Here is a 23818-nt window from a genome sequence, read left to right as displayed (position 1 = left end):
TCAGTTGGCGTGCTTGGCGCGGTAGTCGTCCACCGCTGCCTTGATGGCGTCTTCAGCCAGGATGGAGCAGTGAATCTTGACCGGCGGCAGCGCCAGCTCTTCGGCGATGTGCGTGTTCTTGATCGTCAGCGCCTGGTCCAGCGTCTTGCCCTTGACCCATTCGGTCACGAGCGAGCTGGAGGCGATGGCCGAGCCGCAGCCATAGGTCTTGAACTTGGCGTCCTCGATGAGGCCGGTCGCCGGGTTGACCTTGATCTGCAGCTTCATCACGTCGCCGCAGGCGGGCGCGCCGACCATGCCGGTGCCGATGTCGTCATCGCCGTTGTCGAACTTGCCGACGTTGCGGGGGTTCTCGTAGTGGTCAACGACCTTTTCGCTGTATGCCATGGTGTTCTCCTTCTAGGTTGCCAAGGGGCTTGCAAGCCCCTTGGCCTGCCCACCGCGGACGACAGTCCGCAGTGGACTGTCGTCCGTCAGTGGGCAGCCCACTGGATGGTCGAGATGTCGATGCCGTCCTTGTACATGTCCCAAAGCGGGGACAGTTCGCGCAGCTTGGCCACGCGGTCGGTCAGCACGCTGATCGCGTAGTCGATTTCTTCTTCGGTCGTGAAACGGCCGATGGTCATGCGCAGCGAACTGTGCGCCAGCTCGTCGCTGCGGCCCAGTGCGCGCAGCACATAGCTGGGCTCCAGGCTCGCCGACGTGCAAGCCGAGCCCGACGACACCGCCAGGCCCTTGACGCCCATGATCAGCGACTCGCCCTCGACGTAATTGAACGAGATGTTCAGGTTGTGCGGCACGCGGTGCTCGAGGTCACCGTTGATGAAGGTCTGCTCGATACCGGACAGGCCCTTGATCAGCTTGTTGTGCAGTGCGCGGATGCGTTCGCTCTCGGCGCCCATTTCCTCGCGGGCGATACGGAAGGCCTCGCCCATGCCGACGATCTGGTGCACGGGCAGCGTGCCGGAGCGCATGCCGCGCTCGTGGCCACCGCCGTGCATCTGCGCTTCCAGGCGGATGCGCGGCTTGCGGCGCACGTAGAGCGCGCCGATGCCCTTGGGGCCGTAGCTCTTGTGCGAGGCCAAGCTCATCAGGTCGATGGGCAGCTTGGCCATATCGATAGCGACCTTGCCGGTGGCCTGCGCCGCGTCGACGTGGAAGATGACGCCGCGCTCGCGGCACAGGTTGCCCAACGCCACGACATCCTGGATGACGCCGATCTCGTTGTTGACGTACATGACCGAGGCCAGGATGGTGTCCGGGCGCAATGCCGCCTTGAACACTTCCAGATCCAACAGACCGTTTTCCTGCACATCGAGGTAGGTCACCTCAAAGCCCTGACGCTCCAGCTCACGCATCGTGTCGAGCACAGCCTTGTGCTCGGTCTTCACGGTGATCAGGTGCTTGCCGCGGGTCTTGTAGAACTGCGCGGCGCCCTTGAGTGCCAGGTTGTTGGATTCGGTCGCGCCGGACGTCCAAACGATCTCGCGCGGGTCGGCGCCGATCAACTCGGCCACCTGCACGCGCGCCTTTTCGACCGCCTCTTCCGCTTCCCAGCCCCAGGCGTGGCTGCGGGACGCCGGGTTGCCGAAGTGCTCGCGCAACCAGGGAATCATCGCGTCCACCACGCGGGGATCGCACGGCGTCGTCGCGCCGTAGTCGAGGTAGATCGGGAAGTGCGGGGTCATGTCCATGGAACGACTTCTTTTGAGTTCTTGGTCTTACTTGCTGAACGCGCCACCGAGATTGCCACCCAGGGCAAAGACCGAGTTCGGCGCCGTGACGCGGATGGGCTTGAGCACCGGCTGGCTGGAGATGGCGCGCTTGACCGGCGCCGCCTCGACCTCGAAGCCCTTGGCCAGTTGCTCATCGGCGAGCTTGCGCAGGGAGACGGAATCGAGGTACTCGATCATCTTGGCGTTCAGATTGGTCCAGAGTTCATGGGTGATGCAGCGGCCGCTGTCCTCGCCCATGCAGTTTTCCTTGCCGCCGCAGCCGGTGGCGTCCAGCGCCTCGTCCACGGCGACGATGATGTCGGCCACGGTGATGTTCTCGGCCTTGCGGCCCAGCGAATAACCGCCACCCGGGCCACGGGTGCTTTCCACCAGTTCATGGCGACGCAGCTTGCCGAAGAGCTGCTCCAGGTAGGAGAGCGAAATCTGCTGCCGTTGGCTGATCGCCGCCAGGGCCACGGGGCCCGTATTCTCGCGCAGCGCCAGGTCCAGCATCGCGGTGACTGCAAACCGGCCTTTGGTAGTGAGACGCATAAAAACTCCTTAGCGAGTGGCACGACCAGGATTTGTCCTGGACAAATGATTTCGGGTTAACCCGGCACGCCCAGACAATACCCGAGCGAATCATTTCCGATGATTTTACTCGACTACTCGGCCACTTCCTATGGCCGCCAGGTATCCCTAGGTTTCGGCAGGTTTTTTGCTGCGGCGCAGCAGCTTCAGCGAACTGGACCTGCCTTTCGAGCACTGTCCAGGGGCACGATGTTGTCGTGCACGCGGGCGCCGAAGGCCTGCTCGCGCAGTTGAGCCAGTTGATCGCGCATCCGCGCAGCCTGTTCGAACTCCAGGTTGCGGGCGTGTTCCAGCATCTGCTTTTCGAGCTGGGCGATACGTTTGGCCAGATCCTTCTCGGACAAGTCCTCGACCTTGGCCGCCGCGAGCAATTTGGCATCGTCTCGGCCGGATTCGGCCGAATAGACGCCGTCGATCAAATCCTTGATGCGCTTTTGCACGCTGCGCGGCGTGATGCCGTTTTCCTCGTTGAAGGCGATCTGCCTGGCACGCCGGCGTTCGGTCTCGCCAATGGCCTTGCGCATCGACTCGGTGATGCGGTCGCCGTACAGGATGGCCTTGCCGTTCAGATTGCGCGCGGCCCGGCCGATGGTTTGGATCAGGCTGCGCTCGGCGCGCAGGAAGCCTTCCTTGTCGGCATCCAGGATGGCGACAAGCGACACCTCGGGGATGTCCAGCCCCTCGCGCAGCAGGTTGATGCCCACCAGCACGTCGAAAGCGCCCAGTCGCAGGTCGCGCAGGATCTCGACACGCTCCACCGTGTCCACGTCGGAGTGCAGATAGCGCACCTTGACGCCGTTGTCGCTGAGGTAGTCGGTCAGTTGCTCAGCCATGCGCTTGGTCAGCGTCGTGATCAACACGCGCTCATGCACCTCGACACGCAAGCGGATCTCCTGCAGCACGTCGTCGACCTGATGAGTGGCCGGCCGGACCTCGACGAGGGGGTCAACCAGGCCCGTCGGCCGCACGACCTGCTCGACGACCTGACCCGCGTTGTCCTGCTCGTACTGCGCCGGCGTGGCCGACACAAAGATGGCCTGACGCATCTTGCGTTCGAACTCGGCAAACTTCAGCGGCCGGTTGTCCAACGCCGAGGGCAAACGGAAGCCGTATTCCACCAGCGTCGTCTTGCGCGCCCGGTCACCGTTGTACATGCCGCCGAACTGGCCGATCAGCACGTGGCTCTCGTCCAGGAACATGAGGGCGTCCTTGGGCAGGTAGTCCACCAGCGTCGGCGGCGGGTCGCCCGGCTGGGCGCCGGACAGGTGGCGCGTGTAGTTCTCAATGCCTTTGCAGTGGCCCACCTCCTGCAACATCTCCAGGTCGAAGCGCGTGCGCTGCTCGACGCGCTGCGCCTCCACCAGCTTGCCCTCCTTGACGAAGAAATCAACGCGCTCGCGCAACTCCGCCTTGATCGCGTCGGTGGCCGCCAGCACGCGGTCGCGCGGCGTCACGTAGTGGCTGCTCGGGTAAACGGTGAAGCGCGGGATCTTCTGGCGGATCTGCCCCGTGAGAGGGTCAAACAGCGACAGCGCCTCGATCTCGTCGTCGAAGAGTTCGATGCGGATGGCCAGCTCCGAGTGTTCGGCGGGGAATACATCGATGGTGTCGCCGCGCACGCGGAAATGCCCGCGCACGAACTCCATTTCGTTGCGGGTGTACTGCATGCGGATCAGGTGGGCGATGACGTCGCGCTGGCCCATCTTGTCGCCCACGCGCAGCGTCATCACCATCTGGTGGTAGTCGCTCGGATTGCCGATGCCGTAGATGGCCGATACGGACGCCACGATGATCACGTCGCGCCGCTCCAACAGGCTCTTGGTGCACGAAAGCCGCAACTGCTCGATGTGCTCGTTGATCGCGCTGTCCTTCTCGATGAAAAGGTCGCGCTGCGGCACATAAGCCTCGGGCTGGTAATAGTCGTAATAGCTGACGAAGTACTCGACGGCGTTGTTCGGAAAGAAGTCTCGGAACTCGCTGTAGAGCTGGGCCGCCAGCGTCTTGTTGGGAGCAAAGACGATGGCCGGGCGCCCCAGGCGGGCGATGACATTGGCCATCGTGAAGGTCTTACCCGAACCGGTGACGCCCAGCAGGGTCTGGTAGCTGAGGCCGTCGTTGATGCCTTCGATGAGCTTGGCGATGGCGGTCGGCTGGTCCCCCGCCGGCGGGAAAGGCTGGAACAGCTGGAACGGCGAGCCTTCGAAGCTGACGAATTCGCCCTTACGTTCCTCCGAGTCACTTTCTGGACTGGGCATGACGTTCAAGGCTTCTTGCATGGGGAATTCCCTGGGTTCGGCGGCAAAATTGCTGCGCTGCATTGCTGCAATGCAGAAGCGGTCAGGTTAGCGCAGACCCTGATTCTTCAAGCCTCCCTCCTGCCAACGTCCCTTCAGGAACCCGCCATGTCTTTGTTCGCCGATGTCGCCCTTGCTCCCCGTGACCCCATCCTCGGCCTGAACGAGCAGTTCAACGCCGACACCCGCCCCGGCAAGGTCAATCTCGGCGTTGGCGTCTACTACGACGAAGCCGGCAAGCTGCCGCTGCTGAAATGCGTCCGCGAAGCCGAGGCCGCCATGGCCGCCGCCCCCAAGCCGCGTGGCTACCTCCCCATTGATGGCATTGCCGCTTATGACAAGGCCGTTCAGAAGCTGGTCTTCGGCTCCGAACTGAAGAACGTCGCCACCGTGCAGGCCCTGGGCGGCACCGGCGCGCTGAAGATCGGCGCCGACTTCCTGAAGCAGCTCAACCCCGCCTCCAAGGTGCTGATCTCCGACCCGAGTTGGGAGAACCACCGTGCCCTGTTCACCCAGGCCGGCTTTACGGTCGAGACCTACCCCTATTACGACGCGGCCAGGAAGGGCATCAACTTCGACGGCATGTTGGCCGCGCTGAATGCCGCACCCGCCGGCACCGTCGTCGTGCTGCACGCCTGCTGTCACAACCCAACCGGCTATGACATCACGGCCGAGCAGTGGGCCCAGGTCGTCGCCGCCGTCAAGGCCAAGGGCCTGACGCCCTTCCTGGACATGGCCTACCAGGGCTTTGGCTTCGGTCTGAAGGAAGATGGCGAAGCGGTGCGCCAGTTCATGGCCGCCGGTGTCGGTTTCTTCGTGTCCACCAGCTTCTCCAAGAGCTTCTCGCTGTACGGCGAACGCTGCGGCGCGTTGAGCGTGGTCTGCAGCAGCGACGAGGAAGCCGTGCGCGTGCTGTCGCAGCTGAAGATCATGATCCGCACCAACTACTCCAACCCGCCCACGCATGGTGCCCAGGTCGTCGCCCAGGTGCTGTCCGATGACAAGCTGCGCGCGCTTTGGGAAGAGGAGCTGGCCGGCATGCGTGTGCGCATCAAGGCCATGCGCGGCGCGCTGGTCGCCGCGCTGAAAGCTGCCGGCGTGACCCAGGACCTGTCCTTCGTCACTGAGCAACTGGGTATGTTCAGCTACTCGGGCTTGAACGCCACCCAGATGCAGCGTCTGCGCAGCGAGTTCGGCGTCTATGGCGTGGACTCTGGCCGCATCTGTGTCGCCGCACTGAATGAGGGCAATCTGCCCACCGTCGCCAGCGCGATGGCGGCGGTCATCAAGGGCTGAAAACCCTTCAATGCACCAGCCAAGTGCGCAGGATTGGCGGTTTGACCGCCCATCCGATGCTGCAGCGCACAAGGCCGAAAGCGTTTTCTGGCACCATCGGGGCGTCCCGGCCCCTAGTTCAAGGTTTGCCAATGCTGTATCAGTTCTTCGAAACCCAGCGCGCGCTGCTCAGTCCCTTCTCTGAGTTCGCAGCCGCGTCGGCCAAGCTCTACAGCCACCCGCTGTCACCGTTCACCCACACGCCGATGGCGCAGCGCCTGTCTGCCGGCCTGGACCTGATGCATCGGCTGGCCAAGGACTACGAGAAGCCCGAGTTCGACATCAAGTCCGTGGAGGTCGACGGCGTCGACGTCGCGGTGCAGGAGCTGGTGGCGCTCGAGAAGCCCTTCTGCCGCCTGCTGCGCTTCAAGCGTTACACCGACGATCTCAAGGTGCTGGCCAAGATGAAGGACCAGCCCACGGTGCTGGTCGTGGCGCCGCTGTCCGGCCACCACAGCACGCTGCTGCGCGAAACCGTCAAGCAACTGCTGAAGGATCACAAGGTCTACATCACCGACTGGACCGACGCGCGCATGGTGCCGCTCGAGGTCGGCCCCTTCCACCTGGACGACTACATCCACTACGTGCAGGAGTTCATCCGCCACGTCGGCGGCGCCGACAGCCATGTGATCTCCGTCTGCCAGCCCACCGTGCCTGTGCTGGCTGCCATCTCGCTGATGGCCAGCGCCGGTGAAGCCACGCCGCGCAGCATGACCATGATGGGTGGCCCCATCGACGCCCGCAAGAGCCCGACGGCCGTCAACAACCTGGCCATGAACCGCAGCTACGGCTGGTTCGAGAACAACGTCATCTACCGCGTACCGACCAACTTCCCGGGCGCCGGCCGCGAGGTCTACCCGGGCTTCCTGCAGCACACCGGCTTCGTTGCGATGAATCCGGACCGCCACCTGTCGTCGCACTACGACTACTTCCTGGACCTCGTGCGCGGCGACGATGACAGCGCTGAAGCCCACCGCAAGTTCTATGACGAATACAACGCCGTGCTGGACATGCCGGCCGAGTACTACCTCGACACCATCAAGACCGTCTTCCAGGACTTCGCGCTGGTGAACGGCACTTGGGCAGTTGACGGCCACTTCGTGCGCCCGCAGGACATCAAGACCACCGCACTGCTGACTGTCGAGGGCGAGCTGGACGACATCTCCGGCGCCGGTCAGACCAAGGCGGCACACGACATCTGCTCGGGTGTTGCCAAGCAGCACCAGTACCACTACGACGCCATTGGCGCCGGCCATTACGGCATCTTCTCGGGCCGCCGCTGGCGCGAGAAGGTCTATCCCGAAGTGCGCGACTTCATCGCCAAATACGAAGCTGCGCCGCTAAAGAAGACGGCCAAGGTGACGGTGACCAAGACCACAGCCAAGCCGGCGGCCCGCAAGCGAAAGGCTTGAATCCAGCGTGAACCTCGCGGAGCTGATCGACGCCGCACTGCCGCAGACCCAATGCACTCGCTGCGGCTACCCGGACTGCCGCCGCTACGCCGACGCCATCACCGCGGGTGAGGCCGAGATCAACCAATGCCCTCCTGGCGGTGCAGAGGGCATTGCGCGACTCGCCGCGATCACCGGGCGCCCTGCCCTGCCATTGAATCCCGTCAACGGCATTGAAGCCACGCGTGGCGTCGCCGTCATCGACGAAGCCTGGTGCATCGGCTGCACCCTCTGCATCAAGGCCTGCCCGGCCGACTGCATCGTCGGGGCACCCAAGGCCATGCACCTGATCGTCACTGCTCAGTGCACCGGCTGCGAACTGTGCGTACCGGCCTGCCCGGTCGACTGCATCTCCATGCCCGAGGTCACCACTGCCACCGGCTGGGCGGCCTGGAGCCCGCCGCAGGCCGACGAGGCGCGCGAGCGCTACGCCTTTCGCCAGTTCCGCCGCCATCGCGAAGCCGAAGAGAACGCAGCGCGCCTGGTTGTCAAGGCCGAAGCCAAGCTGGCGGACCTGCCGGCGGCATCTGCGATCACCGACCCCGCGCAGCTCGACCGCAAGCGCGCGGCCATTGAAGCCGCGCTTGCCCGCGCCAGGGCCAAACGGACATGACAATCGCGGCATGAACGCGAGCCAAGTCGAACGCTTCTTCGCCATCCTCAAGGCTGCCAACCCGGCGCCCCAGACCGAACTGGAGTTCACCAGCGTCTTCGAGTTGCTGACCGCCGTGCTGCTGTCCGCCCAGGCCACCGACGTGGGTGTCAACAAGGCCACCAGGCGACTGTTCGCGGTTGCCAACACACCCGCGCAGATCCTCGCCCTTGGCCAGGAAGGCCTCGAGTCGTACATCAAAACCATCGGCCTGTACCGCAGCAAGGCCAGGCATCTGCTGCAGACCTGCCGCATGCTGATCGACCTGCATGGCGGCGAAGTGCCACGCTCACGCCCCGATCTCGAAGCCTTGCCTGGTGTCGGCCGCAAGACGGCCAACGTCGTGCTCAACGTTGCTTTTGGCGAGCCGACGATGGCGGTTGACACGCACATCTTCCGCGTCAGCAACCGCACCGGCCTCGCACCAGGCAAGACGCCGCTGGCCGTCGAGCTGGGCTTGCTGGACCGCGTGCCAACCGACTATCTGGTTGACGCCCATCACTGGCTGATCCTGCACGGCCGCTATGTCTGCCAGGCACGCAAGCCGCTGTGCAATGTTTGCGCGGTCATCAACGAATGCGACTACGGCCGGAACCTAAAATCCGCCGCCTGAACCCTCACACGCCATGGCCCAACTCAGCGACCTCACCGAACGCGTCGAACGCCTGCTGCTGCGCCACGACGAGTTGACCCGAACCAACACCCTGCTGCTCGAGCAGGTGGCGGCCCTCACGCAAGAGCGTGACAGCCTGCGCTCACGGCTGAATGCGGCGCGAGCGCGCGTCGATGCGCTGCTGGAGCGCCTGCCCGTCGAGACGCCCAAGGAAGACGTATGAAGCAGATGGAAGTGACCATCATGGGCCAGAGCTATCTGCTCGGCTGCCCCGAAGGCGGCGAAGCTGCATTGAGCTCCGCCGTGGCCCAGGTGGACCGCGAGATGAGCGCCATCCGCGACGCCGGCAAGGTCAAGGCACGCGAACGCATCGCCGTATTGGCCGCGCTGAACCTGGCCTACCAGCTCGCCGACACCTCGCGTGAGACGCCGGTGTCAACGCCCGAAATCGATACCCTCGTCAAGCGCCTGGATGAAGCACTCGGTCACGACGGGCAGCTGCTCTAAGACTTAGAATTCACGTCGTCCACCGCTTTCCCCGGGGCTTTATTTCCTTCATCCGATGCTCTATGAGCAAGGGCTTGGAACATGCCGGACGGGCGTGATCGTCTCGCGTCAGATGAACCCGAAGTCCGGCTGACCTCGCCCACCTGATTACCCCTGGGTGTTCAGGATCTCGGCCCCCCGGATTGCGGTGGACACCTTCTTCCCGCTTAGCATCAGCTGATGAACTACTGGCTGATGAAATCAGAGCCCGACGAGGCTTCGATCGTCGACCTGCAACGCGCCGGCACTTTGCCATGGACGGGCGTCCGCAACTACCAGGCGCGCAACTTCATGCGCGACGACATGCAGGTGGGCGATGGCGTGCTCTTCTATCACTCCTCCTGCCCCGAGCCGGGCATCGCCGGCCTCGCCGAGGTCAGCAGCGCGGCCTATCCGGATGCGACGCAGTTCGACGCGGGCAGCCATTACTACGACTCCAAGTCCAAGCCCGAGGCACCGCGCTGGGTCCATGTTGACGTGCGCTGGCGCGAGACGACGCGGTTGCTGAGCCTGAAGGAAATGCGCGAGGCGCCGGAGCTCGCGTCGATGCGCGTGCTGGAGCGCGGCAGCCGGCTGTCGATCACGCCGGTCACGCCGGCCGAATGGCAAGCCGTGTTGAAGCACCTGCACGGCAAATGACAGCCACCCTCGCCGCGGAACTGCTCGCACTCGGCCTCGCGGCTGGCTTCCTCGCGGGATTGCTCGGCATCGGCGGCGGCATGCTGATGGTGCCCATCCTGACCTTCATCCTGAGCCAGCGCGGCGTCGAGCCGGGCCTGGCGGTCAAGATGGCCATCGCGACGTCCATGGCCACCATCATGTTCACGTCGCTGTCCAGCGTGCGCGCCCATCACCAGCGCGGCGCGGTGCGCTGGGATCTCGTCAAGGGCTTGGCGCCCGGCATCCTCATCGGCGGCCTGCTGGCGGGTGCCGGCCTGTTCGCCCTTCTCAAAGGCGCCTGGCTGGCCTTGGTCTTCGCCGCATTCGTCAGCTTTTCGGGTTGGCAGATGCTGCGCAACAAGCGCCCGGCGCCCAGCCGGCAGATGCCTGGCACGACCGGCCAGTTCAGTGCGGGCGCGGGAATCGGCCTGCTTTCGGGCATGGTGGGGGCTGGTGGTGGCTTTGTCAGCGTGCCCTTCATGGTCTGGTGCAATGTGCCGGTGCACCTCGCCGTCGCGACAAGCGCCGCCCTGGGCTTCCCGATCGCGGTCGCGAACACGCTCGGCTACGTCATTGGCGGTTGGGGGCTGACGCCGGCCCTGCCGGGATCGGTGGGCTACCTCTATTTGCCAGCGCTGGCGTTGATTGCCGTGGCCAGCGTGACGATGGCACCGCTCGGCGCACGCGCAGCCCATGCCATGGACGTGGCTCAGCTGAAAAGGGTCTTCGCGATGCTGTTGTTCTCGCTCGCGGCCTACATGCTCTACAAGGGGCTGTCGGAGCTTTAGCCGAAGGCAATGGACGCCAGCACGACCTGGTTGCCACCGCGGCGCTGCGCCTCGTGCACAGCTGCTTCGCTGGCGGCCATCAGCTCGTCCTGGCGCGAGGCGGTATGCGGGAAGCTGGACACGCCCATCGAGATGGACAAGCCCAGGTCCTGGCCATTCAACACGACGATCTGGGCCGCGCACTGGCGGCGCAGCTGCTCCATGCGTGCATGGGCCGTCGCCAGGCCCACGCCGGACAGCAGCACCGCAAAGCGTTGCGGCCCGATGCGGCAGGCCGAGTCCATTGCCCGCGTGTTGGCGCGCAGCATGCGACCGATGCCCTCGAGCAGGCGCTGCTGGGCGTCATCACCCAGGCCGGTGATGGCCGGCGAGGCATCCAGCGCAATGATGACAAGGGCGAACTCACGATGCTCGCGCGAAGAAAGGTCGATCTCGCGCAGCAGCTGGTCGTCGAACTGGGCGCGCATGTAAAGGCCCGAAACATCGTCGCGGCCCGAACCCTGCTGCAGCTCGCGGCGGATCTGCTCGATGGAGGACTGCTGCTGCTCGATCTGGGCCAGGGCGCGCTGCAGATGGGCCTCTCGGTGGCGCTCCTCGGTGCGCTCATGCCATACCGAGAGCAGGAAGTCGGCACTCAGGGCCAGCCGGGTGACGCTGAACTCGCGGCGACGGCTGTTGATTTCCAGCTTGTGCTCGCTGACGACCGGGTGACGCTGGGCCATGACCGTCTGCTCGACACGACGCAAGGCCGTCGTCTCGTCGGCCTTGAGCAACTCGGCGTCCGTGTGGCCGACCACCGCTTCACGCTCGAACATCTGCGCCAGGCCCGTGCTCGCAAATACGTATCGGCCGGTGGACATCGCCTTGATCGCCGCCTGGCTGCCCAGGGGCTCGATCAACGAGATGAGGCCGGCCAGTGTCTCGCCGCCCAGTTCTCCGTGGCCTGCCAGCCAATGCGCCAAGCTGCCGGGCGGCGGCTGCATCGCGGTCTGGTCAGCGGTCATGTCCATGAGATCGTTGTGATGCCATCGTGTATTCGCGGCGCAATGCCGCGAATACCAAAGGTGTCGGGGGACTGTAGTGGGGCCAAAGCAGCACCAGCAAGGCCGTGCCACCCCATGAATCGGGCCTCCCCCCTAGAAGACCCTTTTGCTACCCGGCGTGAATCCTAACGAGTTTCGATGCGCCCACCCACGACAATGCCGCCCCATTCACGGGAGGTCTATGCGGGGATTCGATGCGGTGGTGGTGGGCGCGGGGGCGGCAGGGCTGTTCTGTGCTGGCCTGGCGGGCCAGCGGGGTCTCAAGGTGCTGCTGATCGACCACTCGCCCAAGCTGGCCGAAAAAATTCGTATCTCGGGCGGCGGCCGGTGCAATTTCACGAATCGTGAGGCCGGGCCGGCCAATTTCCTGTCCGAAAACCCCGCCTTCTGCCGCTCAGCCCTGGCCCGCTACACCCCGCAGGACTTCATCAAGCTCGTGCAGGGCTACGGCATCGCCTTCCACGAGAAGCACAAGGGCCAGTTGTTCTGCGACGACTCCGCTGAGCAGATCATCCAGATGTTGGTCAAGGAATGCGAGGCGGGTGGCGTGACGCGCTGGCAGCCCTGCACGGTGGCGGACGTGCGCAGGCTGCCCGAAGGTGGCTTCGAGTTGGACACCAGCCAGGGTCCGGTGCTGGCGCCGCGCGTCGTCGTCGCGACCGGCGGGCTGCCTGTGCCCAAGATCGGCGCCAGCGACTGGGGCCTGCGACTGGCCAAGCGCTTCGAGCACGCCATCGTGGAGCCGCGCCCAGCGCTGGTGCCTCTGACCTTCGATGCGGACGCCTGGGCACCCTTCGCCGCCCTGGCCGGGTTGTCGTTGCCAGTGGAAGTCAGCGTTGGCAGTGGCAAAGCGCGCATGCGGTTCCTTGAAGACCTGCTGTTCACACATCGTGGTCTCAGCGGCCCGGCCATCCTGCAGATCTCAAGCTACCGCGCCGATGATCAGGCGCTGCAGCTCAATCTGGCGCCCGACCTCCAACTGGAGAAGGAACTTGTCCAGGCCAAGGCCACCTCACGCCGCCAACTCGGCAACGAATTTGCGTCCCGCCTGCCGCAGCGCCTGGCGGCCGCCTGGCTGGAGCGCGCAAACCTGGACGCCACCAAACCGCTGCCCGACTGCCGCGACGCCGACCTGCAGCGCCTGGGCCGCAGCGTGCATGAGTGGCAGTTGATGCCCAGCGGCGACGAGGGTTGGCGCAAGGCCGAAGTCATGCGCGGTGGCGTCAGCACCAAGGAACTGAGTTCGCAAACGCTCGAGAGCAAGCGCGTCCCGGGCCTGTATTTCATCGGTGAAGTCGTGGACGTGACCGGCTGGCTGGGCGGCTACAACTTTCAATGGGCGTGGGCCAGTGCAGCTGCCTGCGCCCGGGCCATGGCGGACACCGCCACAACAGCTTGAGCGAATCTTGGCAAGTCGTTGATTTTCTGGCTACAATCCCCGGCTTTGCTGGCAAACCTGCGCGTCGATTCGCTGCACTTCTCGAAGAAGACTCAAGAGAAGCAGTAATCCGGAACCTGCTGCTGATCCCAGCCGCGAACACCGAGCGCAATCTGAAGGAAATAAATGACCACCATCCGCGTCAAGGAAAACGAGCCGTTCGACGTCGCCCTGCGTCGCTTCAAGCGCACCATCGAAAAGCTGGGTCTGCTGACCGAACTTCGCGCCCGCGAGTTCTACGAGAAGCCCACTGCCGAGCGCAAGCGCAAGAAGGCAGCCGCCGTCAAGCGCCATTACAAGCGTGTGCGCAGCATGCAGCTGCCCAAGAAGCTGTTCTGATCGGCTGACGCGACCCGGAGCCTGTTTCCATAACAGCTCCGGTTGACACCAAAACCCGCCACAGGACGCTGTCGCGGGTTTTTGTTTTTTTCATACCCTCTACGCCATGAGCCTCAAAGACCGCATCACCGAAGACATGAAGGCCGCGATGCGCGCCAAGGAAGCCGATCGTCTGTTGACCATCCGTGGCCTGCTGGCCGCCGTGAAGCAGAAGGAAGTGGACGAGCGCGTCGTTGTGGACGACACGGCCCTGGTGGCCATCGTCGACAAGCTGATCAAGCAGCGCAAGGACTCGATCAGTCAGTTCGCCGCCGCCGGCCGCGACGACCTCGTTGCCAAGGAAACCGCCGAGCTGGCGGTGCTGCAGGCCTATCTGCCTGAGCGCCTGTCGGCCGAGGCTGTGGCCGAAAAGGTGGCCGCCATCGTGGCCGAACTGGGCGCGAGCGGCCCGGGCGACATGGGTAAGGTCATGGCGGCCGCCAAGGCCGCACTCAGCGGCGTAGCCGAAATGAGCACGGTCTCAAGCGCGGTCAAGGCCGCGTTGGCCAAGTAAGGAGCCGCCATGAGCCTGCTGATGCAAGCCATCGCCCCCGACATCTGCGCCGCCCCTCAGCTGACGCCCGAAGCCATGGCCGAAGCGGCGGCGATGGGCTTCAAGAGCGTCGTCAACAACCGGCCCGATTTCGAGCACGGCCCCGACCAGCCGACCTCGGCAGCCATTCAAGCTGCCGCTGAAGCTGCAGGCCTGGCGTATCGCCACCTGCCGGTGGCCGGCGGCTACCAGTCGCCCGAGGAGATTGCGGCCTTCGCCGATCTGCTGGCCGAACTACCGCGGCCGCTGCTGGTCTTCTGCCGCTCCGGTGCCCGATCGACTCGCCTGTTCATGCAGGCCCAGCAACTGGGCTGAACCCCCTCGGGGCTTACCCTGAACGACGGCTGAATGAAGCCGACGCCCCCCAAGCGGTCGCTACATTGGCGGCCGCTTCGCTTTTCTCCTGCCCAGCCCATGAACGCCCTGCTCTCCCTTGCGCGGCGCATCGACAGCCTGAACGACCGCTTCGGCAAGATTGCCGCCTGGGCCGTGCTGCTGTCCTGCTTCATCAGCGCCGCCAACGCCGTCGTCCGCTACGGGCTGGACTACAGCTCCAACTCCTTCCTCGAGATCCAGTGGTATCTGTTCGCCACCTGCGTCATGCTGGGCGCGGCTCAGGTGCTCCGACTCAACGAGCATGTGCGTGTGGACCTGGTCTACAGCCGGCTGACCGGCCACGGCAAGGTTTATGTCGACCTGTTCGGCCTCGTCGTCTTCCTGATGCCGGTCATCTGCTACATGGCCTGGCTGTCCTGGGGCCTGTTCGTCGTCAAGCTCAGCACCGGCATGAGCGCCAGTGACTCGGTCGCCAGCCTCGGCCTCATGGGCTATGTCACCAAGCTGCTGACCTCGGGCGAGGTGTCGAGCAATGCCGGCGGCCTGATCCGCTGGCCGGCCGTGCTGGTGCTGCCCCTGGGCTTCGCGCTCGTTGCGCTGCAGGGCGTGGCCGAAATCATCAAGCGCGTGGCCTGGCTCGCGCACAAGTTCGACATGGACATCCACTACGAGAGGCCCCTGCAATGATCTCGATGGAGAGCTTCCCGCCGCTGATGTTCGCGGGGCTGATCGTGATCATGCTGATCGGCTTCCCCGTCGCGTTCTCGCTGGCAGCACTCGGCCTGGCCTGCGGTTTCTTCGCGGTGAGCCAGGGCTGGTTCCCGCCGGAGTTCATGAGCGCGCTGCCGCAGAACGTCTTCGGCATCCTGTCCAACGACCTGCTGCTGGCCATTCCCTTCTTCACGCTGATGGGCTCGCTGCTGGAGAAATGCGGCCTCGCGGAGGACATGCTCGACTCCATGGGCCAGCTGTTCGGCCCGGTGCGCGGCGGCCTGGGCTACTCGGTCATCATCGTCGGCTTCATCCTGGGTGCCATCACCGGCACCGTCGCGGGCCAAGTCATCGCGATGGCGATGATCTCGCTGCCGGTCATGATGCGCTACGGCTACAACATGCGCTACGCGACCGGCGTGCTGGCCGCGTCGGGCACGATCACGCAGCTGGTGCCGCCGTCGCTGGTACTGGTCGTGCTGGCGGACCAACTCGGCCGCTCCGTGGGCGACATGTACAAGGGCGCCTGGGGCCCGTCCATCCTGCAGGTGCTGATCTTTGCGCTCTACACCTTCGTGCTGAGCCGTGTGAAGCCGGACCACGTACCCGGTGTTCCCAAGGAAGCGCGCACGCTGCAAGGCTGGGCACTGTGGAAGAAGTGTTTGCGCGGCATCGTTCCGTCGGCCGTGCTGATCTTTGCCGTGCTCGGCTCCATGGGCGGCCTGCCCGGCATCAACACGGCCATCTGCACGCCGACCGAGGCCGGTGCGATGGGTGCGGTCGGCGCCTTCATCCTGGCCGGCCTGCACAAGCGCCTGAACTGGCCGCTGATCAAGGACACCATGCTCGGCACCATGCGCATCACGGCCATGGTGGTCTTCATCCTGATCGGCTCGCGCACCTTCTCGCTGGTGTTCCAGGGTGTCGAGGGCGGGCGCTGGATCGAGCACATGTTGAGCGACCTGCCGGGCGGCCAGATCGGCTTCCTGATCGTCGTCAACCTGTTCATCTTCTTCCTGGCCTTCTTCCTCGACTTCTTCGAGATCGCCTTCATCATCCTGCCGCTGCTCGGGCCGGTGGCCGAGAAGATGGGCATCGACCTCGTCTGGTTCGGCGTCATGCTGTGCGTGAACATGCAGACCAGCTTCATGCACCCGCCGTTCGGCTTTGCGCTGTTCTATCTGCGCGGCATCTCGGACACGCTGTTCAAGAACGGCTCGATCCCGAAGAAGGTGCTGTCCAGCGACATCTACATGGGCTCCATCCCCTGGGTGTTCATGCAGCTCATCCTCGTCGCCATCGTCATCTTCTTCCCGCAGACCGTGACCGTCTTTCTCGACAAGGAGAAGGCAGTGGACCTGAACCAGGCGTCGGAGCTGTTGCAGCAGATGGGCGGCCACGACAAGCCCGCTGACATGAGCTCGGACGATGCGAGCAAGCTGTTCGCCCCTGAACCAGCGGCGTCAGGCGCCAGCGCGCCCGCGGATGACGACGACGCCGTGCGGCGTGCCCTGGAGGACGCGGCGAAGAAGTAGGCACTCCGGGAGGCACTCCGGGCCGCCAACGAAAAAGCCCCGCATCGCGGGGCTTTGCTTTTGCTACGGCGCGAGGCTTACAGCTTCTGCGCCTGCATGAAGTCGTCAAAGCCGGCTTCCGAGAAGCGGAACCAGAGGTTCTGGTCGCGACGGAAGTTGGAAAAATCCTCGTAGACCTTCTTCCAGTTCGGGTTCTTGGCCGACAGCTCGGCGTAGATGCCCATGGATTCCTTGAATGCGGCGTCCATCACGTCCTTGGGGAAGCGGAACAGCTTGGTGCCCGAGCCCACCAACTGCTTCAGCGCGCCGGGGTTCTTGGCGTCGTACTTGGCCTGCATGTCGATATGCGCCATGGCAGACGCTGCTTCGACCACGGCCTTGTATTCGGCCGACAAACCCTCGTACGCCTTGGTGTTGATAAAGAAATCGAGCTGCGGGCCGCCTTCCCACCAGCCGGGGTAGTAGTAGTTGGGCGCGACCTTGTTGAAGCCCAGCTTCTGGTCGTCATAGGGGCCGACCCACTCGGCCGCATCGATCGTTCCCTTCTCCAGCGCCGAGTAGATCTCGCCACCGGCGATCTGCTGCGGCACGGCGCCCATGCGCTCCATCACGCGGCCAGCGAAGCCGCCGATGCGGATCTTCAGGCCCTTGATGTCGGCGACGCTCTTGATCTCCTTGCGATACCAGCCGCCCATCTGCGCGCCGGTATTGCCGCCGAGGAAGTTGATGATGTTGTAGTTGCGATAGAACTCGCGCATCAGCTTCAGGCCGTTGCCCTCCACCATCCAGGCCGTCATCTGGCGGCTGTTCAGGCCGAAGGGGATGGCGCAGCCCAGCGCGAAGGTCTCGTCCTTGCCGAAGAAGTAGTAGGGCGCCGTGTGCGCGATCTCGACGGTAGCGTTCTGCACCGCGTCAACCACCTGCAGCGCCGGCACGATCTCGCCGCCGGCATGCACGGAGATCTGGAACTTGCCGCCGGTCATCTCGGAGACCTTTTTCGCGAACACGTCTGCGGCGCCAAAGATGGTGTCCAGCGACTTCGGGAAGCTCGATGCGAGGCGCCAGCGCACCTGCGCCTGGGCATGTACGACGGCCGGGGCGGCACCTGCCGCCAGCACGCCAGCCAGGCCGGCGTGGCGCACGAAGGAACGACGTTCCATGGTCATTGAAGTCTCCTGTTTTCGGATTTGCGAAGAGAAAAAGTGCCGAGCGATTCTAGGAAGACCGCATCGCCAGCCGGCCCGGATTTACCCCGGCGCTGACGCGCCAGATGCGCGTCAGTTGCCGGCGAGTTTCATGCCCGTGACGAGCACCGAACCGATGGTCTTGGTGCCCATCGTGTACTCGTCGGCGCCAATGCCGACGATGTTGTGCAGCATGTCCTTGAGGTTGCCGGCGATGGTGACCTCATGAACCGGGTAGGCGATCTCGCCGTTCTCAACCCAGTAGCCGCTGGCGCCCCGCGAATAGTCGCCGGTCACGTAGTTCACGCCCTGCCCCATCAGCTCGGTGACGAGCAGGCCGCGGCCGAGGCGGCGGATCATCGTCGGCAGGTCGTCGCCAGGCGCGGTGGCACGGCTGGTCATGCGCAGGTTGTGCGAACCGCCGGCATGGCCGGTCGTCTTCATGCCCAGCTTGCGCGCCGAGTAGCTGGACAGGAAGTAGCCCTGCAGCACGCCACCCTCGACAACTGAGCGCGCACGCGTGACGACACCTTCGTCGTCGAAAGGCGAGCTGCCCTTGCCCTTCTTCACATGCGGGTCTTCGGAGATGTCGATATGCGGCGCCATGACCGGCTTGCCCAGGCTGTCGAGCAAGAAGGTGGTGCGGCGGTAGAGCGCGCCGCCACTGGTCGCCTGCACGAGCGCACCGAGCAGGCCGATGGCCACCGTGCTCTCGAACAGCACCGGGATCTCGGCGGTTGCCACCTTGCGTGCCTTCAGCCGCGACAAAGCACGCTCCGACGCGTAACGGCCCACCGCCTCGGGCGAGGCCAGATCTGCCGCGTCGCGCATGGAGCTGTACCAGGCGTCGCGCTGCATGCCCGCGCCGCGGCCAGCGATGGGCGCAACCGACAGCGAATGCCGCGAGCTGGCATAGCCGCCCCGGAAGCCGCGCGTGTTGCCCATCCAGAAATGCGACTGCTGGGCCGACACGGCCGCGCCTTCGCTGTTGGTGATGCGCTTGTCCACGGAAAGGGCAGCGGCCTCGCAGCGCAGCGCAATCTCGGCGGCTGCAGCGGCGTCGACGGCCCAGGGATGGAAGAGATCCAGCTCGGGCCGCTGGGTCGCATCCAACGCCAGGTCGGCCGCATCGGGCAACCCGGCGAACTCGTCCTCGGCCGTGAAGCGGGCAATATCGTAAGCCGCACGCACTGTGTCGCGGATGGCCTGTGGCGAGAAGTCCGACGTGCTGGCATTGCCGCGGCGCTGGCCGAGGTAGACCGAGATGCCGAGCGACTTGTCACGGTTGCGCTCGACGTTCTCCAATTGGCCCAGGCGCGCCGATACCGACAGGCCGCAGCCCTCAGACACTTCTGCACCGGCATCGGTCGCGCCGATCTTTTTCGCTTCGCCGAGCGCATCCTCGATCCATTGCTGGAACTGCTCGGGACTGTAGGCAAAACCGTTCTGGGGCTGAGGCATGAAAGCAAAGCGCCGGGCGATGCCGGCGCCGGTGTCAATGGGGTGGGGGACAATGATAAGACTCCGCCCTCCCCCCGCACCGCGATGCACGATCCCAACCCTGAATTCGAAGACGACGACGACTTCGACGGCCCAAGCAAGAGCCAGCTCAAGCGCGACATGACCGCGCTGCAGAAGCTCGGCGAAGAATTGCTCGCCTTGCCCGAGAGCCGTTGGGAGCCGCTGGCGCTGCCCGAGATCCTTTACGACGCGCTGCGCCACGCCAAGAAGATCACCAATTTCGAGGGCAAGCGCCGACAGATCCAGTACATCGGCAAGCTGATGCGCAAGATCGATCCCGAGCCGATCCGGGAAGCGGTGGCCGCTTTCAAGCTCGGCCATGCGCAGGACAGCCTCAAGCTGCATCAGTCCGAGCGCTGGCGCGAACGCCTGCTGGCCAGCGACGAAGCGCTGCAGGAGTTCCTCGCCGAGCACGCCGACGTCGACATCCAGCAACTGCGCAGCCTCGTGCGCGCGGCACGCAAGGACGCGGCCAATGAGCCGGAGAAACGCAGCGGCCGCGCCTTCCGCGAGCTGTTCCAGTTCATCAAGGCTTCCGAAGCCGCGGCCGAAGATGAGTGAGCAGGTCCGCATCGGTGTCGTGTCCATCAGCGACCGGGCATCAGCCGGTGTCTACGAAGACAAGGGCCTGCCTGCCCTCAAGGACTGGCTGACGGGCGCGCTGCACAACCCCATCGAGTTCGTGTCCCGCCTGATTCCTGACGAGCAGGCCGACATCTCGGCGGCGTTGACCGAGCTGGTCGACACCGAACGCTGCGACCTGGTGCTGACGACCGGCGGCACCGGCCCCGCACCGCGTGACGTCACGCCCGAGGCGACGCTGGCCGTGGCTGACCGCGTGATGCCGGGCTTTGGCGAGCAGATGCGCCAGATCTCGCTGCATTTCGTGCCCACGGCCATCCTGTCGCGCCAGGTCGCCGTCATCCGCGGCAAGAGTCTGATCATCAACCTGCCCGGCCAGCCCAAGGCCATCGCCGAAACTCTGGCTGGCCACGAGAAGGCCAGCGGCATCTTCGCCGCCGTACCCTATTGCATCGACCTGATCGGCGGGCCCTACCTCGAGACCCGCGACGAGGTCTGCAAGGCTTTCAGACCCAAGAGCGCACAACGCCCCGTCTAGCCTTCGACCGTTCCTGGCTCGGCCAGCGCCGCAGCCACGTCATCCAGGCTGCGATTGCTGCTGAGGCCGAACCCGCCCACGACGCGCTGACCGGTGGCGCCGCGCCCCTTGGCGGTGTGCACACCAACCCAGGCATTGCGGCCGGCGCGCTTGGCGGCATAGAGCCCCAGGTCGGCCAGGTTGACGACCTGCTGCCAGCTGCGTGCCTGTGGCCGCTCCGGCTCGAAGGGCACGCAGGCAAAGCCGACGGAACAGCTGACATCGAGGCGGCCGCCGTCGTCGAGCTCAAACGGCGTGGCGGCGATGACGGCGCGCATGCGCTCGGCCAGCTCCTCAGCGCGCAGGCGATCGGTGTCGCGCGCCACGGCCAGGAATTCCTCGCCACCCCAGCGCACCAGGTAATCGGACTCGCGCATCACCGAACGCAGCCGGGCGCCGAACTGCACCAGCACCGCGTCGCCCGCGGCATGGCCGTGCCGGTCGTTGATGCGCTTGAAGGCATCGATGTCGAGCAGCAGGAAGACGTTGTCCGTATCCAGCGGCTGGCCCCCGGCGGCAAGCGTCTCCTGTGATCGGCGCAGGCTGGCTGCCAGGTCCTGCTCGATGTGGTCACTCAGGAAGCGGCGGTTGTGCAGGCCCGTCAGCGGGTCGGTCACGCTGCTCAACTGAAGCTGCTCTGATTTCTCTTGCAAAGCGTGGTGCATCGCCCGCAACTCGACCGTGCGCTCGCGCACCTTGTGCTCCAGCTCGAGCTGACGGTGGCGCAGCAGCCGCGTGCGCCCGGCCACCGCCGCGAGCACGAGCAGGCATAGCGCAAACACCAGGGCAGCGCGGAACCACCAGGTCTGGTGCCAGGCAGGCCTCACCGTCACCGCCAGGGCCAGTTCGCGCTCGCCCCATTGGCCGTCGCGGTTGGAGGCGCGCAGGCGCAGCCGGTAGTCACCCGGTGGCAGGTTGGTATAGGCGGCCACCCGGCGCGCCGCGTCGGCCGCCATCCAGCTGGCATCGAAGCCTTCGAGCTTGTAGGCATAGCGATTGCGTTCCGGCGCCGAGAAGTCGGTGGACGCGAACTCCACGGCCAGGCTGTTGCCGTCGGCCGGCACGTCCAGCAGCGCCGTACCACCCGGGGGCAGCGCCACAGAGCGCCCGCCGATCTGCACGTCCGCCACCAGCACGTCGGGCCGGTAGGTCCAGGCCTGCAGCTTCTCGGGCAGCACCACGGTCATGCCGCCGGCACCGCCGAACAGCAGCTCGCCGCGCTCGGTGCGCGCTGCCGAGCCCGTCCAGTAGGTCGGGAAGACCACGCCCTCGGCCCGGCGCAGCGCGCGCGCCGTCATGCGGGCCGGGTCGATACGCGCCAGACCGTTGTCGGTGCTGGCCCAGACCTGGCCCTGCAGGTCCGGCAGCAGCGCGTTGACAGTGCCGTCCGGCAGGCCCTGGGCAACGCCCACGCGCAGGATGGCTTCACCCTGGCCCGGCGCAGGCAGCACATCGATGCCGCCGCCATAGCTGCCCACCCAGAGCCGGCCTTCGGCATCCAGCATCAGCGCCGTGACGAAGCCGGCCGACAGGCCGCGCGCCAGCGTCGGGCCGGCCGGGTATTGCACGACACCACCGCTCAGGGGATCGACCCGGTTGAGGCCGTTGCGCGTTCCGACCCACAGCTCACCCGCCGCGCCGCGGGCCAGCACCATGATGCGCTGGTCGGTCAAGCCCGGTGCCGGGAGGGTGACGGGCGCGGCGCTGCCGCTGGCAATGTCCAACCGCCACAGGCCGTCGAACTGGCCGCCTATCCACAGCGTGCCGCCATCGACCAGCAGGGCCCAGGTGGATGCGGCAGGGTTGCGGCCCGCCAGGCTCACGCGACGCAAATGGCGCCCATTCGCATCGCAGCGATAAAGACCGCGCTTGGTGGCGACGAAGACGCTGCCATCCGCCACGCGCACCATGCCCAGCACGATGTCGGGCGGCAGCGCGGCCTCGGGCCGGCTCGCGTCGGGCCGCAGTGCACCGGCGCGGGCACCGGTGGCGTCGAGGATGTCGATGCCGCTCTTGTGCGTGGCCAGCCACAGGCGGCCCTCGGGCATCGGCAGGATCCAGCTGATCTCGGCGCTGATGAAACGGGAGTCAAGTGCATCGCCAACCTCGGCGCTGGCGCCCAGGCGGGTCAGCACCCCGCCCTGGCGGGGGTCGTGGCGACTCAGGCCGCGGTTCGATGCAGCCCAGATCAGCCCGGACCGGTCGCGGTAGAGGGTGCGCAGCGCGTTGTCCGCCAGGCTGACCGGCCAGGCCGGCACGTGGCGGATGCGCCGGCTGTCGCGCTGCTCGAAGTCGACGGCAACGACACCCTGCCCCAGGGTCGCCACCCACATCTCCCCCGGCTGCGTCTCGAGCAGGCTGGTGATCTGGCTGTTGCCCAGCAGGTCCTCGTTCGCGGCGACGCCGGCCTCCCGCATTTCGACGGCTGGCGCCTCGCCGTTGTCGGCGAGCACGAAGACGCCATCGTGCTTGCCGCCGGCCCAGATGCGCCCGGCGCTGTCCTGGGCCAGGGCCTGGGGCTGGACGACGCGGCCCACCGCCAGTGGCACGGCTTGCAGCCGCGCGCCCGCGGCCGCGCGGCGGAACAGGCCCGCGGCGCTACCGATCCAGAGCTGGCCGCGGCGATCAAGCAGCAGGGTCCAGACCTGGGTGCCGGCACCGGCCGCCCAGCCGCCCACGGTGCTGGCACGCTCGATGCGCCCGCTGTCGGGATCCAGGTGGTCCAGGCCGCCGTCGGTCACGACCCACAGCCCACCCGCGCCGTCGTCGGCAATCTGCCGCACGCTGACATGGCTCAGGCCCGCGGCGCCACCGACCGGGATGGCGACGAAACGGTCCGTCGTCGGGTCATGCCGAAGCAGCCCTGCCGCGCTCGTGCCCACCCAGAGCCGCCCCTTGGCATCGCCATGCAAGGACTGCACATAGTTGTCCGGCAGGGCGCCGGGGCGCTGCGCATCGGCCTTGTAGACCTTGAAGTGGTAGCCGTCCCAGCGCGCCAGACCGCCGAGCGTGCCCACCCACAGAAAACCCTGGCCATCTTCGGCCACGGCCGTCGCGATGGCATTGGGCAAGCCCTGCTCCTGGCTGAGATGCTGGAAGCTGATGTCGGCGAGGCTGGACCAGCGCTTGGGCGCCGGTGCCGCAGTTGCCTCAGCCAGGCAGAGGGCCATGATCAGGCACAGCGCCATGCGCCAGCCAGTGGAAAGCCGCAGTCGTAACTCGCGCAGGAACACAGCAGGCCGACACAGGGCGGGCCATCGCGGCCCGGAACCGGCGATTCTCATTCACGCCGGGCCGGCCGGCGGCAAAGACGTG

The 23818-nt window shown here is 65.7% G+C and carries 24 protein-coding genes; 16 read left to right on the top strand and 8 right to left on the bottom strand.

Translation table 11 applies throughout. The features are described from left to right. The 4 genes from iscU to uvrB form a co-directional block, all read right to left on the bottom strand. Positions 1-387 (bottom strand): Fe-S cluster assembly scaffold IscU, encoded by a 387-nt coding sequence (iscU, locus tag ASC91_RS12055; RefSeq protein WP_056196896.1) that lies wholly within the window; start codon positions 385-387, stop codon positions 1-3. An 86-nt stretch (positions 388-473) separates the two neighbouring features. Further along, complete coding sequence (locus ASC91_RS12050) at positions 474-1694, bottom strand: IscS subfamily cysteine desulfurase (protein ID WP_056196895.1); 1221 nt, start codon at positions 1692-1694, stop codon at positions 474-476. 27 nt (positions 1695-1721) lie between these two features. Further along, a complete protein-coding gene (iscR, locus tag ASC91_RS12045; RefSeq protein ID WP_056196893.1) occupies positions 1722-2267 on the bottom strand; it encodes a Fe-S cluster assembly transcriptional regulator IscR in 546 nt (181 codons plus the stop codon). Positions 2268-2452: 185 nt separating this feature from the next. Next, a complete protein-coding gene (gene uvrB / locus ASC91_RS12040; protein ID WP_200955263.1) occupies positions 2453-4582 on the bottom strand; it encodes an excinuclease ABC subunit UvrB in 2130 nt (709 codons plus the stop codon). A 126-nt stretch (positions 4583-4708) separates the two neighbouring features. On the opposite strand from uvrB, the gene ASC91_RS12035 reads away from it, so the two are divergent. The 8 genes from ASC91_RS12035 (at position 4709) to ASC91_RS12000 (ending at position 10645) form a co-directional block, all read left to right on the top strand. Next, positions 4709-5896, top strand: coding sequence for an amino acid aminotransferase (locus ASC91_RS12035; RefSeq protein ID WP_056196891.1), 1188 nt, complete (start codon positions 4709-4711; stop codon positions 5894-5896). Between the two features lie 131 nt (positions 5897-6027). Next, entirely contained in the window at positions 6028-7347 is a 1320-nt protein-coding gene (locus ASC91_RS12030; RefSeq protein WP_056196889.1) for a polyhydroxyalkanoate depolymerase, read from the top strand. A gap of 7 nt (positions 7348-7354) precedes the next feature. Further along, positions 7355-7999: an electron transport complex subunit RsxB gene (rsxB, locus tag ASC91_RS12025; protein WP_056196887.1), complete on the top strand. Its 645-nt coding sequence runs from the start codon at positions 7355-7357 to the stop codon at positions 7997-7999. Positions 8000-8009: 10 nt separating this feature from the next. Continuing rightward, positions 8010-8651, top strand: coding sequence for an endonuclease III (gene nth / locus ASC91_RS12020; RefSeq protein WP_056196885.1), 642 nt, complete (start codon positions 8010-8012; stop codon positions 8649-8651). 13 nt (positions 8652-8664) lie between these two features. Beyond that, positions 8665-8874, top strand: a complete 210-nt coding sequence (locus tag ASC91_RS12015) for a hypothetical protein (RefSeq protein WP_056196883.1) — start codon at positions 8665-8667, stop codon at positions 8872-8874. Continuing rightward, entirely contained in the window at positions 8871-9158 is a 288-nt protein-coding gene (locus ASC91_RS12010) for a cell division protein ZapA (RefSeq protein WP_056196881.1), read from the top strand. The genes ASC91_RS12015 and ASC91_RS12010 overlap by 4 nt, the downstream gene beginning before the upstream one ends. A 219-nt stretch (positions 9159-9377) precedes the next feature. Next, a complete protein-coding gene (locus tag ASC91_RS12005) occupies positions 9378-9836 on the top strand; it encodes an EVE domain-containing protein (RefSeq protein WP_056196879.1) in 459 nt (152 codons plus the stop codon). After that, entirely contained in the window at positions 9833-10645 is an 813-nt protein-coding gene (locus ASC91_RS12000) for a sulfite exporter TauE/SafE family protein (protein ID WP_056196878.1), read from the top strand. Before ASC91_RS12005 ends, ASC91_RS12000 begins: the two co-directional genes overlap by 4 nt. Here the strand turns inward: ASC91_RS12000 and ASC91_RS11995 are convergent. Beyond that, a complete protein-coding gene (locus tag ASC91_RS11995; RefSeq protein ID WP_157281491.1) occupies positions 10642-11655 on the bottom strand; it encodes a GGDEF domain-containing protein in 1014 nt (337 codons plus the stop codon). The genes ASC91_RS12000 and ASC91_RS11995 overlap by 4 nt on opposite strands. Before the next feature lie 214 nt (positions 11656-11869). On the opposite strand from ASC91_RS11995, the gene ASC91_RS11990 reads away from it, so the two are divergent. From ASC91_RS11990 to ASC91_RS11965, 6 genes are all read left to right on the top strand, one after another. After that, positions 11870-13087: an NAD(P)/FAD-dependent oxidoreductase gene (locus ASC91_RS11990; RefSeq protein WP_056196875.1), complete on the top strand. Its 1218-nt coding sequence runs from the start codon at positions 11870-11872 to the stop codon at positions 13085-13087. A 165-nt stretch (positions 13088-13252) separates the two neighbouring features. Further along, positions 13253-13465, top strand: coding sequence for a 30S ribosomal protein S21 (gene rpsU, locus ASC91_RS11985; protein ID WP_056196873.1), 213 nt, complete (start codon positions 13253-13255; stop codon positions 13463-13465). Between the two features lie 106 nt (positions 13466-13571). Beyond that, on the top strand, positions 13572-14018 hold the full coding sequence (locus ASC91_RS11980; protein WP_056196868.1) for a GatB/YqeY domain-containing protein: 447 nt from the start codon (positions 13572-13574) through the stop codon (positions 14016-14018). 9 nt (positions 14019-14027) lie between these two features. Further along, complete coding sequence (locus tag ASC91_RS11975) at positions 14028-14372, top strand: TIGR01244 family sulfur transferase (protein WP_056196865.1); 345 nt, start codon at positions 14028-14030, stop codon at positions 14370-14372. 99 nt (positions 14373-14471) lie between these two features. Further along, positions 14472-15080, top strand: coding sequence for a TRAP transporter small permease subunit (locus tag ASC91_RS11970; protein ID WP_056196861.1), 609 nt, complete (start codon positions 14472-14474; stop codon positions 15078-15080). Then, entirely contained in the window at positions 15080-16639 is a 1560-nt protein-coding gene (locus ASC91_RS11965) for a TRAP transporter large permease subunit (RefSeq protein WP_056197251.1), read from the top strand. The genes ASC91_RS11970 and ASC91_RS11965 overlap by 1 nt, the downstream gene beginning before the upstream one ends. A gap of 77 nt (positions 16640-16716) precedes the next feature. On the opposite strand, the gene ASC91_RS11960 is transcribed toward ASC91_RS11965, so the two are convergent. Together ASC91_RS11960 and pmbA are read right to left on the bottom strand one after the other, a co-directional pair. Next, on the bottom strand, positions 16717-17799 hold the full coding sequence (locus tag ASC91_RS11960; RefSeq protein WP_056196858.1) for a TRAP transporter substrate-binding protein: 1083 nt from the start codon (positions 17797-17799) through the stop codon (positions 16717-16719). 117 nt (positions 17800-17916) lie between these two features. After that, positions 17917-19284 carry a metalloprotease PmbA gene (gene pmbA, locus ASC91_RS11955; RefSeq protein ID WP_056196855.1) on the bottom strand — a complete coding sequence of 456 codons (1368 nt, stop codon included), beginning with the start codon at positions 19282-19284 and terminating at the stop codon, positions 17917-17919. Between pmbA and yjgA the strand changes: the two genes are divergently transcribed. Both yjgA and mog read left to right on the top strand, forming a co-directional pair. Then, positions 19234-19905, top strand: a complete 672-nt coding sequence (gene yjgA, locus ASC91_RS30265) for a ribosome biogenesis factor YjgA (protein WP_235531964.1) — start codon at positions 19234-19236, stop codon at positions 19903-19905. The genes pmbA and yjgA overlap by 51 nt on opposite strands. Continuing rightward, on the top strand, positions 19898-20464 hold the full coding sequence (gene mog, locus ASC91_RS11945; RefSeq protein WP_056196850.1) for a molybdopterin adenylyltransferase: 567 nt from the start codon (positions 19898-19900) through the stop codon (positions 20462-20464). The genes yjgA and mog overlap by 8 nt, the downstream gene beginning before the upstream one ends. Here mog and ASC91_RS11940 read toward each other — a convergent pair. After that, positions 20461-23691 (bottom strand): two-component regulator propeller domain-containing protein, encoded by a 3231-nt coding sequence (locus ASC91_RS11940; protein WP_056196847.1) that lies wholly within the window; start codon positions 23689-23691, stop codon positions 20461-20463. The two genes, mog and ASC91_RS11940, sit on opposite strands and share 4 nt — an antisense overlap. Positions 23692-23818: the final 127 nt, after the last annotated feature.

This window comes from Pelomonas sp. Root1237 (assembly GCF_001425055.1).
Lineage (GTDB): Bacteria > Pseudomonadota > Gammaproteobacteria > Burkholderiales > Burkholderiaceae_C > Pelomonas.
Note: the sequence above shows the minus strand (reverse complement) of the source record. Positions and strands in the feature narration are given on the sequence as shown.

Bases quoted from the DNA above. Each gene is read 5' to 3' on its own strand.
- iscU (WP_056196896.1), bottom strand. From the start codon at position 387: ATGGCATACAGCGAAAAGGTCGTTGACCACTACGAGAACCCCCGCAAC.
- ASC91_RS12050 (WP_056196895.1), bottom strand. From the start codon at position 1,694: ATGGACATGACCCCGCACTTCCCGATCTACCTCGACTACGGCGCGACG.
- iscR (WP_056196893.1), bottom strand. From the start codon at position 2,267: ATGCGTCTCACTACCAAAGGCCGGTTTGCAGTCACCGCGATGCTGGAC.
- uvrB (WP_200955263.1), bottom strand. From the start codon at position 4,582: ATGCAAGAAGCCTTGAACGTCATGCCCAGTCCAGAAAGTGACTCGGAG.
- ASC91_RS12035 (WP_056196891.1), top strand. From the start codon at position 4,709: ATGTCTTTGTTCGCCGATGTCGCCCTTGCTCCCCGTGACCCCATCCTC.
- ASC91_RS12030 (WP_056196889.1), top strand. From the start codon at position 6,028: ATGCTGTATCAGTTCTTCGAAACCCAGCGCGCGCTGCTCAGTCCCTTC.
- nth (WP_056196885.1), top strand. From the start codon at position 8,010: ATGAACGCGAGCCAAGTCGAACGCTTCTTCGCCATCCTCAAGGCTGCC.
- ASC91_RS12015 (WP_056196883.1), top strand. From the start codon at position 8,665: ATGGCCCAACTCAGCGACCTCACCGAACGCGTCGAACGCCTGCTGCTG.
- ASC91_RS12010 (WP_056196881.1), top strand. From the start codon at position 8,871: ATGAAGCAGATGGAAGTGACCATCATGGGCCAGAGCTATCTGCTCGGC.
- ASC91_RS12005 (WP_056196879.1), top strand. From the start codon at position 9,378: ATGAACTACTGGCTGATGAAATCAGAGCCCGACGAGGCTTCGATCGTC.
- ASC91_RS12000 (WP_056196878.1), top strand. From the start codon at position 9,833: ATGACAGCCACCCTCGCCGCGGAACTGCTCGCACTCGGCCTCGCGGCT.
- ASC91_RS11995 (WP_157281491.1), bottom strand. From the start codon at position 11,655: ATGGACATGACCGCTGACCAGACCGCGATGCAGCCGCCGCCCGGCAGC.
- ASC91_RS11990 (WP_056196875.1), top strand. From the start codon at position 11,870: ATGCGGGGATTCGATGCGGTGGTGGTGGGCGCGGGGGCGGCAGGGCTG.
- rpsU (WP_056196873.1), top strand. From the start codon at position 13,253: ATGACCACCATCCGCGTCAAGGAAAACGAGCCGTTCGACGTCGCCCTG.
- ASC91_RS11980 (WP_056196868.1), top strand. From the start codon at position 13,572: ATGAGCCTCAAAGACCGCATCACCGAAGACATGAAGGCCGCGATGCGC.
- ASC91_RS11975 (WP_056196865.1), top strand. From the start codon at position 14,028: ATGAGCCTGCTGATGCAAGCCATCGCCCCCGACATCTGCGCCGCCCCT.
- ASC91_RS11970 (WP_056196861.1), top strand. From the start codon at position 14,472: ATGAACGCCCTGCTCTCCCTTGCGCGGCGCATCGACAGCCTGAACGAC.
- ASC91_RS11960 (WP_056196858.1), bottom strand. From the start codon at position 17,799: ATGGAACGTCGTTCCTTCGTGCGCCACGCCGGCCTGGCTGGCGTGCTG.
- pmbA (WP_056196855.1), bottom strand. From the start codon at position 19,284: ATGCCTCAGCCCCAGAACGGTTTTGCCTACAGTCCCGAGCAGTTCCAG.
- mog (WP_056196850.1), top strand. From the start codon at position 19,898: ATGAGTGAGCAGGTCCGCATCGGTGTCGTGTCCATCAGCGACCGGGCA.
- ASC91_RS11940 (WP_056196847.1), bottom strand. From the start codon at position 23,691: ATGGCGCTGTGCCTGATCATGGCCCTCTGCCTGGCTGAGGCAACTGCG.